This is a genomic window from Paenibacillus sp. Y916, from assembly GCF_056786435.1.
On the sequence record NZ_JBXCJA010000006.1, the window covers coordinates 1 to 14,578 of the forward strand.

25 protein-coding genes are annotated in these 14,578 nt (G+C 36.0%); 4 read left to right on the forward strand and 21 right to left on the reverse strand.

Annotated features, from left to right (window positions below):
• The 18 genes from xerS to AC1TO9_RS14225 all read right to left on the reverse strand — a co-directional run.
• Window positions 1-977, reverse strand: a 977-nt coding sequence (xerS, locus tag AC1TO9_RS14140; RefSeq protein ID WP_482059498.1) for a tyrosine recombinase XerS, incomplete at its 3' end; no start/stop codon positions are given.
• Window positions 978-1,257: 280 nt separating this feature from the next.
• The gene (locus AC1TO9_RS14145; protein ID WP_482059499.1) at window positions 1,258-1,689 is read right to left on the reverse strand and encodes a hypothetical protein; all 432 of its coding nucleotides are present in this window, start codon (window positions 1,687-1,689) and stop codon (window positions 1,258-1,260) included.
• Between the two features lie 27 nt (window positions 1,690-1,716).
• The gene (locus tag AC1TO9_RS14150; RefSeq protein WP_482059500.1) at window positions 1,717-1,929 is read right to left on the reverse strand and encodes a hypothetical protein; all 213 of its coding nucleotides are present in this window, start codon (window positions 1,927-1,929) and stop codon (window positions 1,717-1,719) included.
• A gap of 36 nt (window positions 1,930-1,965) precedes the next feature.
• Window positions 1,966-2,160 (reverse strand): hypothetical protein, encoded by a 195-nt coding sequence (locus tag AC1TO9_RS14155; protein ID WP_482059501.1) that lies wholly within the window; start codon window positions 2,158-2,160, stop codon window positions 1,966-1,968.
• A gap of 36 nt (window positions 2,161-2,196) precedes the next feature.
• Window positions 2,197-2,622, reverse strand: coding sequence for a hypothetical protein (locus AC1TO9_RS14160; protein ID WP_482059502.1), 426 nt, complete (start codon window positions 2,620-2,622; stop codon window positions 2,197-2,199).
• A 74-nt stretch (window positions 2,623-2,696) separates the two neighbouring features.
• Complete coding sequence (locus AC1TO9_RS14165) at window positions 2,697-2,870, reverse strand: hypothetical protein (RefSeq protein WP_482059503.1); 174 nt, start codon at window positions 2,868-2,870, stop codon at window positions 2,697-2,699.
• 46 nt (window positions 2,871-2,916) lie between these two features.
• A complete protein-coding gene (locus tag AC1TO9_RS14170; protein ID WP_482059504.1) occupies window positions 2,917-3,192 on the reverse strand; it encodes a hypothetical protein in 276 nt (91 codons plus the stop codon).
• Window positions 3,193-3,223: 31 nt separating this feature from the next.
• A complete protein-coding gene (locus AC1TO9_RS14175; RefSeq protein WP_482059505.1) occupies window positions 3,224-3,388 on the reverse strand; it encodes a hypothetical protein in 165 nt (54 codons plus the stop codon).
• A 646-nt stretch (window positions 3,389-4,034) separates the two neighbouring features.
• On the reverse strand, window positions 4,035-4,484 hold the full coding sequence (locus tag AC1TO9_RS14180; RefSeq protein WP_482059506.1) for a hypothetical protein: 450 nt from the start codon (window positions 4,482-4,484) through the stop codon (window positions 4,035-4,037).
• A gap of 135 nt (window positions 4,485-4,619) precedes the next feature.
• The gene (locus AC1TO9_RS14185; protein ID WP_482059507.1) at window positions 4,620-4,859 is read right to left on the reverse strand and encodes a hypothetical protein; all 240 of its coding nucleotides are present in this window, start codon (window positions 4,857-4,859) and stop codon (window positions 4,620-4,622) included.
• Between the two features lie 120 nt (window positions 4,860-4,979).
• Window positions 4,980-5,180, reverse strand: coding sequence for a hypothetical protein (locus AC1TO9_RS14190; RefSeq protein ID WP_482059508.1), 201 nt, complete (start codon window positions 5,178-5,180; stop codon window positions 4,980-4,982).
• A 52-nt stretch (window positions 5,181-5,232) separates the two neighbouring features.
• On the reverse strand, window positions 5,233-5,424 hold the full coding sequence (locus tag AC1TO9_RS14195) for a hypothetical protein (RefSeq protein ID WP_482059509.1): 192 nt from the start codon (window positions 5,422-5,424) through the stop codon (window positions 5,233-5,235).
• A 110-nt stretch (window positions 5,425-5,534) separates the two neighbouring features.
• Window positions 5,535-5,702: a hypothetical protein gene (locus tag AC1TO9_RS14200; RefSeq protein WP_482059510.1), complete on the reverse strand. Its 168-nt coding sequence runs from the start codon at window positions 5,700-5,702 to the stop codon at window positions 5,535-5,537.
• A 1,050-nt stretch (window positions 5,703-6,752) separates the two neighbouring features.
• Window positions 6,753-6,938 (reverse strand): hypothetical protein, encoded by a 186-nt coding sequence (locus AC1TO9_RS14205; RefSeq protein WP_482059511.1) that lies wholly within the window; start codon window positions 6,936-6,938, stop codon window positions 6,753-6,755.
• A 109-nt stretch (window positions 6,939-7,047) separates the two neighbouring features.
• The gene (locus AC1TO9_RS14210) at window positions 7,048-7,557 is read right to left on the reverse strand and encodes a hypothetical protein (protein ID WP_482059512.1); all 510 of its coding nucleotides are present in this window, start codon (window positions 7,555-7,557) and stop codon (window positions 7,048-7,050) included.
• A 26-nt stretch (window positions 7,558-7,583) separates the two neighbouring features.
• Window positions 7,584-7,943 (reverse strand): hypothetical protein, encoded by a 360-nt coding sequence (locus AC1TO9_RS14215; RefSeq protein WP_482059513.1) that lies wholly within the window; start codon window positions 7,941-7,943, stop codon window positions 7,584-7,586.
• A 51-nt stretch (window positions 7,944-7,994) separates the two neighbouring features.
• Window positions 7,995-8,246 carry a hypothetical protein gene (locus tag AC1TO9_RS14220; RefSeq protein WP_482059514.1) on the reverse strand — a complete coding sequence of 84 codons (252 nt, stop codon included), beginning with the start codon at window positions 8,244-8,246 and terminating at the stop codon, window positions 7,995-7,997.
• A gap of 508 nt (window positions 8,247-8,754) precedes the next feature.
• Window positions 8,755-9,657, reverse strand: a complete 903-nt coding sequence (locus AC1TO9_RS14225; RefSeq protein ID WP_482059515.1) for a tyrosine-type recombinase/integrase — start codon at window positions 9,655-9,657, stop codon at window positions 8,755-8,757.
• A gap of 375 nt (window positions 9,658-10,032) precedes the next feature.
• On the opposite strand from AC1TO9_RS14225, the gene AC1TO9_RS14230 reads away from it, so the two are divergent.
• From AC1TO9_RS14230 to AC1TO9_RS14245, 4 genes are all read left to right on the forward strand, one after another.
• The gene (locus AC1TO9_RS14230) at window positions 10,033-10,557 is read left to right on the forward strand and encodes a hypothetical protein (protein ID WP_482059516.1); all 525 of its coding nucleotides are present in this window, start codon (window positions 10,033-10,035) and stop codon (window positions 10,555-10,557) included.
• 386 nt (window positions 10,558-10,943) lie between these two features.
• Entirely contained in the window at window positions 10,944-11,222 is a 279-nt protein-coding gene (locus tag AC1TO9_RS14235) for a hypothetical protein (protein ID WP_482059517.1), read from the forward strand.
• 50 nt (window positions 11,223-11,272) lie between these two features.
• Window positions 11,273-11,623: a hypothetical protein gene (locus AC1TO9_RS14240; protein ID WP_482059518.1), complete on the forward strand. Its 351-nt coding sequence runs from the start codon at window positions 11,273-11,275 to the stop codon at window positions 11,621-11,623.
• A gap of 5 nt (window positions 11,624-11,628) precedes the next feature.
• Window positions 11,629-12,132 carry a hypothetical protein gene (locus tag AC1TO9_RS14245; protein WP_482059519.1) on the forward strand — a complete coding sequence of 168 codons (504 nt, stop codon included), beginning with the start codon at window positions 11,629-11,631 and terminating at the stop codon, window positions 12,130-12,132.
• 18 nt (window positions 12,133-12,150) lie between these two features.
• On the opposite strand, the gene AC1TO9_RS14250 is transcribed toward AC1TO9_RS14245, so the two are convergent.
• The 3 genes from AC1TO9_RS14250 to AC1TO9_RS14260 all read right to left on the reverse strand — a co-directional run bounded on the left by AC1TO9_RS14250 (window position 12,151) and on the right by AC1TO9_RS14260 (window position 14,423).
• A complete protein-coding gene (locus AC1TO9_RS14250; RefSeq protein WP_482059520.1) occupies window positions 12,151-13,014 on the reverse strand; it encodes an ATP-dependent DNA ligase in 864 nt (287 codons plus the stop codon).
• The gene (ku, locus tag AC1TO9_RS14255; RefSeq protein ID WP_482059521.1) at window positions 13,014-13,865 is read right to left on the reverse strand and encodes a non-homologous end joining protein Ku; all 852 of its coding nucleotides are present in this window, start codon (window positions 13,863-13,865) and stop codon (window positions 13,014-13,016) included. Before ku ends, AC1TO9_RS14250 begins: the two co-directional genes overlap by 1 nt.
• Window positions 13,866-14,195: 330 nt before the next feature.
• Window positions 14,196-14,423 (reverse strand): hypothetical protein, encoded by a 228-nt coding sequence (locus AC1TO9_RS14260; RefSeq protein WP_482059522.1) that lies wholly within the window; start codon window positions 14,421-14,423, stop codon window positions 14,196-14,198.
• Window positions 14,424-14,578: the final 155 nt, after the last annotated feature.

Genomic DNA, 14,578 nt, shown 5'->3' on the forward strand with positions numbered 1-14,578 from the left:
TCCTTCAATTTAGCTAGATCATTGTTCTCTTTATGGAATTTAGTTGCGAATGTGTGACGTAATTTATGTATAGAAAGTCCGGGCTTTCCAAATGATTCAACATATCGCTCAAGCATTTTTTGCGCAGCTCTGACAGTTAACCGACCGACAGCTCCAGTAGGACCGGTAGGCAATGAGAGAAATATCGCTTGGTAAGTATCGTTGACACGATACCTTCTTTTTCGTACAGCAATATATGCTTGAAGGTCCTCGAGCGCAATGTCGCTGATCGTCACAGCATCTTTTTTATTACCTTTTCGAGTTACAGATGCTTTAGCCTTTAACCAATCCATATCATCTAGATCAAGTGATAGTGCTTCTGATATTCGTAGACCAGATCCTAATATCAAGCTTACTAATGCTAAATCACGTTCCTTATTTTTAATGTGAGAATTTAAAATGCGCTTATTTCCTTCACAAACAGATTGAAATCCTTCAGCAACGAAGAGTCGGAAAGCGAATATTTCTTCATCTAGTAAAATCTTATCCTCAATACGTGAAGCTTTTTCCTGTACGGTAAGTTTAACTTTTTCTGTTTCGACTTTGATCATTACATTTCGTTTCAAATATGGGTAGTTGTTTTCATCCTCAGATAGTTGGGAAAGATAATGGAACAGTGATTTAAGCGAAGCGAATTTAGTGGAAATGGTATCTGGTGTATTTCCATGATCAATAGCCAGATAATCAGCGAATCGTTCTACTTGGGAAATGCGTAAATTCTCCAGTACATCTAGAGGGATATCTCTACGATCACCTTGAAATAGGCCTTCTTCAATAAGCCAATCGAAAAATGTAATATAATAAAAACAGTAGTTAATAAGCGTATGAGGTGATTTTTTACGCTTACTGCGCTCAATATACTCCTGGGTATACCATGGGAGTTCAGTCATTTTAAGTTCGGCTTTTTTGAATAATTTCTTTCGTTCATCTATGTGCATGAGGATCCTCCAATGTATTATAACTAAATTTTGAATTACGTATTATACAATGACTATGTAATTATTTAATGCAATTTAAATCAATACAATAGATACATTTATTATATCAAACATTTGTTCGTTATTCTATAATTTCGTTCAACTAGAGTTATACGTAATTAAGTTTATTCCTATGTTTCGATTATATTGTTTCTCTTTAGAATTAAATCGAGCCATTGAAATATAGCTCGATTCTCATATTATTTCATGCATTAAGTCTTCTCTTTATAGATTAAGAGCATTAAATCGCGGATCTAAGCTCTCTTTTTACTTCTTCTACAAGTAATTTCAAGCCTTTAACTTCAATATTAGAAAGAGGTTTCCCATCTTTATTTCCGTAATCATGAATGAAATCAAATAGTTCATGGTACGCCTTAGAATACTCTTTCTCCTTAATTAGATCCATACAGTAAAGAAAACAATGGATCTGACGATCAGTCAAGTGACTTTTTTTTCTCGTCCTAAAATGAGTTTTAATGGAGGAATAATATTCTTTTTCATCTCCATTAAGAGAAACATTATTGAGGTCTAACTCGCATTCGATCCATTTCATTCGATCCAACAAAGTATTCTGTATACTTGGGTTTAAACAACTTGAGTAACTTGATGCTTCTTTAATATGTACTAATATTTTCTCTCTTACATCCTCATTGTTTCTATTAAATAACTTCATAGACATCCTCCATATTCAATGTATTGTCTAAATGCTTTTAACATCCGACACTGTTGGATTATCGTTATATTCAATTACAGCGCCATCACTTAGCAATTTGCCTATCTCTTCTATTAACTCGATTGAGACCATTCCGTCCTTTGGATAGAAGCACTGAGGTTCGCTCCCGTCATGCTTGTTTAGTAGGATAACAGGATAATTACCAATCCCATAAATAGATTTTATAATTGTGACTTTCATTAGAATCCCTCCATTCCGGATGAACCGGTATATTCATTAAGTTTCCTGATATCGGATTTCACTGCTTTTTAATAGCCCCGTAAACGAACGAGCAAATTTTTCTGCTTCTTCTTTGGAATCCATCACATCGAGAAATTGACGTATTGGAGTGTTTTGATCTTCAAATAGTTTATAAACTAGATATACTGCGTAATTCTCACCATCGTTTTTAATCCATATATAAGCTTCCATAATACACGCTCCTATTCATTTTGATTTATCAAGTTTTCAGCTCCAGGAGCTCGTCCACGGATTATTCCTATACATTGACGATCTAGCTCCAGAAATCAGTTCCTCCCGGATAGCATTCAATTCGTCAAATGGAGTTCCATCCCAACCCAACCAAGTAGCAGATAAATCCTCAGAGTGTTCACTCCAAATATCCATCACCTGACAAAGAGAAAGGCTAATTCCTTTTTTTTCAAACAGCTCTCTTAAAAAGTCACATAACGGAAGATCATCTGAAGTGATATAAAAGCTATACTGGGAACTCTCTTTATCATTTAAAAAGTTCTTGGGAACCAATTTCCCTAAATTAACGAGATCCAAAACTCCTCGGGGAGTTTCTACTTTAAGAAGCCAATCCCCTAATATGTTGGGTTTTCCTGAAGCAGTATAGTTTGTACCATACACATTCAAAAATAAGTCTTTCATTTCATTCTCTTCCTCTCAGATTAATGTGAATTTTGTTCCCGATGCTATACAATCTCCGTATTCAATATGTATCCTTATTTATCTTCATTTTTAATAAGATCCTCCCAGTATGAATCCCCTTGTTCAATACCCGCTTTATACAATTGAAGCATGCCCGAATACGGTAAGTAGATTTCAAAAGATTCTGCTTCTTGACGGTGATCGTTTATATATTTTGTTTTAGAAAGAGTCTGGACAGTGATTGGCAATCAAATTGAAATGATAATTGCAATTTTCATTAATACACCGCCTTATTCAATTAGTTGTGTACGAAACTACATACTCCTTGACTTCGCTCATATCAACAACAATTGTCGTGGAATTAGAGTTCCATTTGTTTTCTTGATCATATTTTCCTAAATCAATCGTTACTATTTTTCTCTGATTGAATGCAGATATTAATTCCTGTTTAATTTCGGATGATACTTTTTCTTTTTGATCATAATCAAGGCGAATCGAATAAGACCTTTTAGTTTCTCTAAATTGTGATTTGTAGTATATGGTAGTAGTTACAATGCTAGTTTGTGTCATAGTATAAATACACTCCTTTTATTTTTATTCATTATGATACATTGAATCTTGCTTTGGTCCCTGACATTTGAGGAATCATTATTTCCTCTTTAATCGCTGGTATGAATTTTTCACCGTCCCAAATTTCGAAGGAATTAATACTACTTGAAGGATACTCTTCCGATGCCCTTAACATCGACGGTACTCCAGTCGTCATCGTCAAAGGTTCCCCCTTAGACTCAATAAAAATCCATCAATAGTTTTCCTTACAAACACATATTTTTTGATTTTTCTCATGATTCCAACATGCTGCATTCCAATTGGTTTCATTACATGCACTCTCCCTATTCATCGAACTACATTAGCGCTTACGTTTAGTTAAACCTAAAGTAATATAAAAGATTATTAAAGCAATACCTAAGACAAACCATCCAATAACAGACATGTTATACATCCTCTCTATTCAATATGTTGTGAGTCTAACATTTTAAAATATCATTTAGATTTTGTACTACAGTATGAGATCCAATAGATGATTTTTTAGTGCGCTTAAACATTTCAGTTGTAAATTCCGTTTTCTATTATTTCTAATAGTGATTCCAATTCAGCGTTAAACTTATCTAAAGTTTTTTTATTTACGGTCTTCGGGATGATTCACATTAATCATAACTGGCACTCCTTCATGAACGCAATTATTCATTTTGATACTTCGCAATTAGTACCTGTGAATTTTTGAATCACTGCAATGGAATTATTAATTTTACTTTTATAATTGTTGATTGCTAAATGAACTACTTCTGGAGTACATAGCTAAATTGCCTCCTTCAATATATGGACAAATATTTATGTCCTCCCAAATCATTTCACCACTCGTAATATTGAATACCATCTCTGATAACCGGACTCTTTATTGTTCCTCCTTCAATAATGAATTCGCCATTTCCATTTCTCGATCCGCCAAAAGCACCACGCAAGTAGAGCTTCCCCTCATTATATAAAGAACCAGCTAATCTCCCTTGTGGCTCTATGATTACAGTACCACCTTGTCCAATATGAGCAGATCCATCATGTTTGCCCAAAATGGTTAATAGAGATCCATTTTCTAAATGGACAGAACCTTGGTGTTTGCCAATTACGGTGGTTTTAGAATCCTGGAGAATATGTAATGAACCTTGTAAAGTTCCTCGGATTATTAGCTCCCCCTTCTCAACATGTACAGACCCTTTATGTGTTCCTGTTAGTACGTAATCATCTTGTATTATGAGTGGAGGAACTTCCTGACCATTAATAAAATCATTCGTATATTGAGTCATATAAAACACCCTTTCAATCTATTTTGGTATAAAACTATTCTAATGGGCAATACTGATAACAAACTGTTGAAAATATGGATATACAAAATATTATTCATTTTGATTCCTAATCTTCTAACTAGAGACCGATAAACTTCAACGACGCGAATAACACTTCTTGCAGCGCGTCCGCCAGTATCGTTCACTGACAGCAACCAAATGACCTTTTCCACATATCGTACACGGAATCCGGACACGTACTAACGACCATTCAAGCTGAGTTCGATTAAATTCGTATTTGCTGTCCTTGTCCGATGGATCCGGCTTGTCCTGCTTCGCAACGTCTACGAGGCACTCTTCGCACAGCTGCCGGTCTCCATACTCTTGGAGTTGCACACGACTGGATAGTCCCGAATCAAGCCCCTCGACCTTGCTGCAGCTCGCACAGATCTTCCCCGCACGAATCAGTTATCTACAGACGTATAATATCCGACCGCCTCCATACAATAACCACAGTCATAACAACTGATCTCTGATCGGCTCAGTAGGAGCATCAAACTCGTAATAACCACCACCATGCTTCAAATCATCAACCCAACGAGAAGATCTCATAACGCTGACTCGATTCGAAAATCCACAACTCGGACAAACATGCGTATCAATAAGCTCCCGACAATCAGAACAATTACAAGGACGACCCCAATCGCAATTAGGCATGAGCAAAACCTCCGTTCATTTAAACTCTACCGTAAATTACACACCGTTATATTCATTGAATTACTTTACAGTGTTTTTTATGAATTAACTTTCCAGCATCTGGACCAGAAGCAATTTGATATATTTCGAATGGTTCATTCGGGATCGTCCAATCATTAATAATTTCATCCACTTGAAATTCCGATCCTGCTAGAACAATGCCGCCTTCTAACTTATGCAGGCATACCTTCAACCGAACATTCATATAATCACTCTTTTCTAATGAACGGACTTATTCATTTTGATACTTAATTAACATCCAACCAAAATTCAACATCATATATATCCCCCTTACCAATTAAGACAATTTTTCTTCTAAAACATCCCTCGCAATAAGAAGTAATTCTTCATCGAATTCCTAGTCAGAAACGCCGACCGGAAGCCACGAAGCGAAGTAGACTGTCTGACAATAGGTAGACCATATTTCACTTGCTTTTTTTGCACTGCCAACAAATCATTTAACATTGTATCAGAATGGTCCATGATTTCACCTTCTCCTTATGAACACTTGATATTGTATTACTTAAAATAAATCTCATTTATGATTGGAATAGATCGAGAATCATTTTCTTTCAATAGATAATAAGCATCTTGGTATTGCATCAATTTAATTGGATTTTGATTTTCCATTTTAATCACTCCGTTTTGAAGTTTAAGATATAAATCAGTCAATATTTTTTCTGTTAAATTACGATTTTGCAAATTAATTATCGGAATATATTTAGAGATATTCTTATGGGACTTTCTTTGTCTTAACCACATATGGGCTGTTAGACAAATATATATAACTAGTACAATTGCCAAGATTAAAAATACATAAATCACTGATAACCCCCCTTTTTATGAACGATATTCATTATGAAGTATGAGAGGATCTAACTCCCCTTTTGTTTCAAGATTGTGACAGTTGATTGTACGAATCAATAATTGCCGGCCAACACACCGTATGTTCTTTGAAGCTCTTCGTATTCATAATTGGTTCCACCTTACGCATTATGTGCCTATTTGGAACAACCTTCACAATAGTTGTCACTATTTAATAATTCTGCTTCGAGACACCCACGACATATACCCAGTATTTTAAATCTCATAATATAGGCTGAAGACATACGCGCGGCCCCTTCGTGATCGGGCAATTGTATTTGTTCTTTTATCGACTGGTTTAGGACGAGAGGAGTTAGTAAAAAGAGATATTGAAGATTGGCTAAATTATTTAAACGTTCCAAAGTCAGAAGGAGGTTGTGGTTATGCATTCACAAAATGAATAAGACAACTATGAATGTATTCCGAACTTATCAAATTGAGGAAGATAGTTTAACCTTATGGATTCAACGATATATGGATCAAGAGATAATTGGAGAAAAACTCCTTATTACCTTCAGGTCTATTCCGATCTTCTTTCATGTGAAATCTTTCAAGTCGATTACATATATTTTTTAACGATAATATTTGCTGCAGTGTTAATATTTTAGGTTTGCAAAGTTAACCTTATCTTCTAGCATTTGAAGTCCACCTTTCCATACACTAATTTATTCATTTTGTTTCTTCAAAGGCTTTCATAAGATTCTTCGCCATTAATCCAACTTCACTATTTTCCTTATTTTCGTTGGATGTTATTTCACGTAATAGATATAGCAATAAATCATTTGGATCATACATCGGATCTGCATTGTTATTTTCAAATTCATTTTTGAAATATTCATAGCTTCCGCTAATCATTCTAATACACTCTCCTATTCACTGTGATATATTGAATCTTGCTTTGGAACCTGACATTTGAGGAATCCTTATTTCCTCTTTAATCGCTGGTACGATAATTACTGGCCAATTATTTTAAACTAATCTGCCAGACTATCTTACCTTTGTCCTTAACCTTCATAATCCCTAATACATCAAATCTTTGGGCGATCCAATCAGGGAGTGTTGCATCCGATACACCAGATGTTACAACTATCATTTTTTGCGTCTTCTCGTATGTAAAGTCTAAGTAGTTTCTTCCTCCAGTATATCCATCCGGTGCAAAGTGATCCGTAAGAACAACAGCCTTTGGAACCTCTTGTCCCGCAAAAAAATATGTAGGCTGTTCAATAAGTGCAAATAACGCTTTATACTGTTCTTCCTCGGATCCACCACATGGGTAAATTACTCCTGCAGCTTTCAAAACCTCTGCCTCTTCAACAAGAGGTTCGATTTCTGTTTTATGTAGACCTTCGCACTCCCCACTCATCCAGGTAATGATATAAACATCCTCTTCATCTTCATCCATACCATCAAATTCAAAGGACCAAAGTTGTCCGTTTACTACCGCATCATATTTATTTCCAATTACAAATTTCATAATATAATCTTCCTCTCTTACATTATTTATTTATTTGAAAGAATAATATCTAAACCCAAATCGCTAAATGTCCTATTATCAATAACATCAATGGAAAAATATTCAGCTTTGTTGTGATAAGCGGAAATTACTACGAACTTTTCCTTTTCAATACCATCTTCAGCGTAGAATTTTAAGAAAAAATGATCCTCACCCTTTTTAAAGGTGAATTTTTTAATATAAACAAGATGTAATGAATCTTTTATTTTTTCAGCAAATTTAAGAGAAGTTAACTTTCTCAGGGCTTCAAAGTGAAAATCATGCCCAATGAATTCGTACTCGCTTTTCGTGAAGAACTGGCTTTCTTCATTGCTTGTAAATATCATATAATCACCCTTTGGTTGCATCGTTTAAAGATCTTTTGCCACTATTATTACGCTTTATTTTTGTACTGTGCATCAAGTTTGTGAAAATAATTCAAGAGCAATCATTTGATCGCGGCATTCCTCCACTGTCCCAGGAATCATTGCTAACAGAAATTCTGTTCGATCACGATCTGCCGTTTCTTCGTCGCGGTAGATTAGGTTTTCTCCTACAATTCCGACCGTCCAGAATCCTGATTCGGACTCTGCATGCAAGTCCATATCAGACAATGTTTTTGCGATGAAACCCGATTGGTTCATGTCACGGATTTTCTCGTAAAGTTTCATTTTCTGTCCCACCATTCTTTAGATTAAAAAGTTCGTCATTTGACTCCTCCATATGAACGGATATATTTATTGAATTAGATTACATTATATTGATTTATCTTTCGAGTCGTTCTGCTATAAATGGAAATATTCCACCTCCTAAGAAAAAAAATAGATCAAGAGCATAAAAAGCATTTAATCCAATATAATCACCAAATGAATTAGACAGAAAAAACATTAGGGTTGTAGCTACGAATAGAACTATACAAGATATACCCAATAAATTTAAAATTACTCTTAAAGTATTTCTCATTTTTTAAACCACTCTCTTTCACATTGTAAATCTAGAATTTATATGAACATTCCCTATTCATTGAAGTACATTCAGGATATAATCCCTAGAAGCTAAAACCTTTTGTGCATCCCAGGTATGCTGAATAACATACTCAACTAATTAAATCGCCATCACCTTCAGCTTGTAACCCTAAACCTCGTAACCTCGTATCGTTTACTAATCTCCGTACTGCGTTTAGGTCCAACTGATCGACTCCACCGCAGCCTCTAAGTCCTCCACACCAGGAGTCGTATAAATCAACGTCATCTGGATATTTGGAGTACCATCCTCTTTATAGTGACCCATAAGCATAGCCACTTTTTGAAGGTCGTTTCTTGCAACTATAAGATCATGTCCAAACGTATGTCTTAGAGTATGACAAGAAAGATGTTTGATCTTAGTACGATACCGGTAGTTCTCAACGATATGTTGAATACCTCGTACAGTAAATTTTGGAGAACGCCTGCTGACAAACAAATAAGGACTGTCATTATCCCTTTCCTTCAGGTACGCCTGAAGTGCAGCTCGTAACTCCGAACTAACGGGTAACTCCCTATCTTTGTCACCTTTACCTCTTATATATGCAGTTCCTTTACGATCGCTCATAGTAAGATCTGGAATCTGTAAATCACATAGTTCATGTACACGCAGACCCAATCGTAGCATCGTTAGAACAATTGCATAGTCTCTCTTCATATCTTTACCACGATTATCACGAAGATCTCTTAAAAACAAATTCTGTTCATTACGACTTAACCATTTGGGAATACGACGAGCTGCAGGTGGCTTTTTAATCGGACCTACCGGATTATCTGGTATATAACTGTTCTCGGCAAAGAAACGGAAAATAGCATTAAGTTGTACAAACGTCAACTGCATAGTAGATGGTTTAGCCGGTTTACCACCACGACCTCCCTCTTGCATCTTGTATCTCTTATAATCAGAGATATCTTTTTGGGTTGCGTATCCAGCATCCTTCAGATACGGATCACCTTTTTTCATCCATTTTTCAAATGAAGTCCAGGTACTCACATAATTTTGAATCGTCTTGTCTGATTTCCCCAGTTGCTTGAATTGATCCAAAAATTTGTTGAACATTTAAAATCCTCACTTCCCTAAAATATAGAGGACGACGAAATATTTCATTCTTATAAAACGGTACAATGCGCCCTCCACTATTCTATTTTACCATAATTCGTCATCCTTTGTATAGAGAAGACGACGAGTCGTATCATTATCCAAAGGACTTCAATCGAATTCGTCATGGCATGGTACGTTGTATTATTTCCGTTTATTTACTATTAAAAAGAACCCCACTGCTTTAATAGGCCCATGGGGTTCTTTTAAATTTCTAATAGTTCAAATAAACAGGTTTATATTAAAACTTCCATTATATAACTTTGATATGATATAATAGCCATGTTATGTATCTTTATACCAAAATATAAAAGAGAAAGGTTGATTTGAATGATTTTGAAAAAATTCAAAAACGTAGCTATCTCATCAATGGTTGTTTCCGCATTATTAATTTCTGCAATTCCAGTAAGTGCTGCTGAGAGTATTTCTACCCCAATAACTGATACCAAAACTGATGTTGTTGTTGGTACAGCTGTAAAAGTCCCGGAAATATCATTATTCAAGGTTGAAAACAAAATTTACGGACCTAACCCATTTTATGGAGTAACCTACGATGGACTTGAATCAGGTACCTTTACTGCAAGTAATTATACCAATATTCAAATCAATAGTTGGGCAGTTCCGGTGACTAATAGTGCATCTGGTATGTACAAAATTAAACTAAAAAAGAAAAACGGCATTTGGCCTAGTATCGATTGCGGAACATTAGAGTTTCCGTATGGCCCTAATGAAGGTACTTACGTAGGTACTTGGTCAGATGTTGGTAAAGGGACTTATTTTGTAGAAATTTGGCATAATAGTGACATAGCCCAACAAAAAATTAATGGTGAAATCACTGTTTACGAAGTAAAATCAGAATAATTTTTGTGTATTTATAATATCTGTTGTTCGTGTATCTGATACACCACTTAATTAAGGTATATGTCTATTACGACATTTTAAATCCAGGTATAAGAATGAAGACTACTTCTATTATGAAGTAGTCTTCTTCTTGTTAGAGAAGACGACGAGTCATAAGAAGGACTAAGACCGAAAAAATTCTCCTGGATCTTCTTTCATCTTAGTCATTTCAAATCTATAACAATATTATTGTCTAACACATATGTACAAGATAAAAAAAGATTGTAATTAAGTATTTCATTAAGTGTGTAGTTGTGTTATATTTATATCAGAGCAAGGGAGACATACTCCCAGCTACTAAAACTGAGTTCGCTAGCCTAGCGTAGCGACAAGAGGAGAAGATTGAAATGACTAAACAAACAAAAATTACTGGAATTAAAAAGGCTGTCGGGGATTTTAACCACCATGTAGGCGGAGCGAGAGTTTATCTAAACAATGGCACTGGCGAAGTTTGGACGAACATTTATGCTGACGGAAATAGCTGGGACGAATATTCTGACAAGAACATCGTGCAGCTCGCAAGCAAGGGACACAACATGAACACCAATTGGGACAAAGTTACGATGGCTGATCTAAAAGAACTAGCTCAACGCACTATGTGTGAAGAAAACATTTTAATAGGATAGCGTTTAACACGGAGAGCTTCGGCTCTCCTATAATTTAAGGAGGAACGGCTATGAGCAGAAAGCAAATTTGGATGAATCCACCGTTAGAAAAGTTAGCAGAAGATTGCGGCAAGGCAAAAGGCCGTGACGGCAAGTTTTCCGCACGATTGGGCGATGTCGTAGAGCGTTATGATTTAATTATGCGCCTTACACCTGCACCAGAGGTTACCGATATTGAGAAAATGATTTTAGGAGAAGTTGTTACGGGGTCGGTATTATCGACGGTAACTATTAAGTACATGCACGAGTCCGTTATGGATGCTGCAACTGGTACAAACGATGAACGAAAAACCTTGCACGACAAAGCTCAAGCATGGACAGCTGCTGAACGGATCGCGGTTATTGAGTCATTAGGAGTGTAAATGTCATGCAAGATAGAGTGTGTCGAGCTGAAAGCTGTGGGATAACGTTTCAAGGCGGTCCACGTGCTTACTATTGTCCAGTATGTAGGACGGAACGACAAAGAGTACAAGGTCTTGAATACAAGGCTAGAGCTCGCAAGGGGTTGGTGCGTAAGATCGGTAGCTTAGACAAGTGTGACCGTTGTAATAAGGATTACAATGTAAACGCTGGTCTGCAACGATTTTGTGAAGAATGTCAACCTATACACGCCTTGGAACATGATCGTAAGACATCCCTTCCCTTTTACCATGTTAATAAAGAAACGATAAATCCTATACGCAATGATCTACGTAGGGTTGGAGATCGCAATTGTGACTTTTGTGGAAATACCTATACACAAGTAAATAGGCAACTTACCTGCTCGGATGACTGCAAGCGTGATCTTAAAAATAAAAAATGGAATGAAAAATATGGACCAGCATATGTAAAGAAAAAGAAAGACAAAATAAGCCCACCGACCATCATATAGGTTGTGGGCTTGTAGAATTCAAATGAAATCCATAAATACCGGAGTCATAATGTTTCCGCTTTTCAAAAATCCTCTATGTTTGACCCTACAATGGAGTACAGGTTTAATCCATACACTTCTTTCATTCTCCCCTGTCGTCAATCCCTTAACTATATTGTAAAATTCCTTTTTCTGTTTGGGGGATATGCCGAACTCGACCATCCCCACTCGGTCTATACTCTCGGTATTTTCAATCCCTAAGTACCAACCAGTATCGCCTTTTCTGTATCCCGTTATAACACAGTCCGAGTACTGCCAATTAATAATTTTGTACCAAATATTTTTCGGTCGTTTACCCTCCTGGTAGTGAGAGTCTATACGTTTAGCAACCATACCTTCTAATTCATTCTCTTTTATTATGTCAAATAGTACGTTTCCGAACTGAGGTAGATATATAACTTTTGTTAGATGAGGTTGATCTTCGACAGCTCTATCGAGTATTTCCTTGCGCTCCAGTAAAGGCAAGTTCATTACGGATGTACCTTTGAATTTTAAAATATCAAATACAATAAGAGTACTCGGATGTTGTTTGATTGATGCTTTAATGCTTATTTCTCTCTTGCTCATAATTCTGGTCATGACAGCCTCAAAGTCTTCTTTCTTTTTGTTGTTCGCATCATAACAAACTAACTCGCAATCAAGCACAATACCACTGTCCACATTCAATGCTGTGATCTCAGGCAAACTTATAGTTACATCATTTCCGTGTCGTGTTATTAATTTAATCCCATCAGCACTTATCAATTCTAGTCTAACTCCGTTTGACTTGGGTTCGTATATAAAATCAGGCGAATCGAACGGATCGGTGCGCACATCTAGCAGCATTGGAGGTATAAAGTCCATCACACAGTTTTGTTTTTCTTTGCTGGTGCCCTTTTTCTTTTGGGCTTATTTGGAGCTGACTCTTTTTGGGTCGCTATAGGCATTATTTGATCAATACTTGCTTGTAGGACATCCATGAGACTCATTACGTTATCTGTTTTAGGCTCAACCGTTAGTGGTATATCTATCTCCTCATCATCTACTTTTAACTCAATTAAATTCATCAACGCAGTCCTGTAATCATTTTTATATTTGGTGGGCTCGAATGATGTTGTCAGTTGGTCGATTAACATTTTAGCAGCAGCAAGCTCTCTTTCGTCAACTGTCTCGTTGTGCAGATTAAGTCCTTCCACTGGTCTTACCTCATCAGGGTAATGGATAGTTTCCAAAATCAAAGCATCTTTAAATGTTCTAATGACTGCCAGTTGCTGGCTGGATCTCATTGATATTTTAGCAATACCAACCTTATTGGTATCACTCAAAGCTTTTCTAAGTAGCGAATACGCGCGCGATTGACCTTCTTCAGGTGCCAAGTAGTACGTATTATTATAATAAGTAGGATCAATTTCATTCAAATTAATAAAGTCCACAACTTCCACGGTCTTAACTTCATATTCCTTTTTCAATCCCTGAATTTCAGAGTCGTTTATAACAATATATTTATCTTTAGCGTACTCATAGGCTTTTACGATATCATCATCCGTTAGGGTTTTATCAGAGCAGTCAGGCGATACTTTTTGGTATTTGATTGGAGTTAGACAATCTTTATGTAAGTTTTTAAGCTTGATATCCTTGTCCTCAATTGCGCTATGCAGTTTAATTCCAATGTTAATTAGTCCAAAAGTTACGTTACCTTTCCAGATTGTGTGCATAGTAAAAACCACCTTCATTTTTTAAATTAGGATGGCTTCAAAGTTCATTTTTTATTCAAAATTGATTACAAAACTAATTTTTGTAGCCAAAAATATCGATTACTAACTATTTTTAAATAAATAGAATTGTTCTGTTAAGTGAATATATTCCAGTTGAATTACCGTCACCACTTCGTGATATAATAGAACAAATGTTCTTTATTCTTTACATGGAAGGGGATTCCACATATATGGATTACAGCAAATTACCTAATCATAAAGTACTGTGCATAGACATGAAAAGCTTTTATGGCTCCGTAGAGGCTGTCAACCGTCATTTGGATGCTCTCACTACTTTGCTTGCAGTCGTTGGAGATAAGGACCTGTAGAGGCTATCACACCTACAGCTGAGAGCTGGATTTCTAGTTGATTCCATTCCTTTTCTTTGGAGGTTATCCATGCATATTTTTCTTCAAATTGTTCTTGCTCATTCAAGCCTATCATTTCATCATCCGCAATCTCTACTTGCCCTTCGGATTCAAGTTCTTTTCTTAATATTTTGTATGTAACGATAATCATGATATTCCTCTCCCCTTAGACAGTCTTTAATGGACTGTTTTATTCATTATGTTACTAATCTTCTGGATTGATATTTTGAAATTCATAGAAACCTGATCTATAAACAAATTGCATGAATTGTTCATTATCTACCAGTATATACAGAAATACTTCTC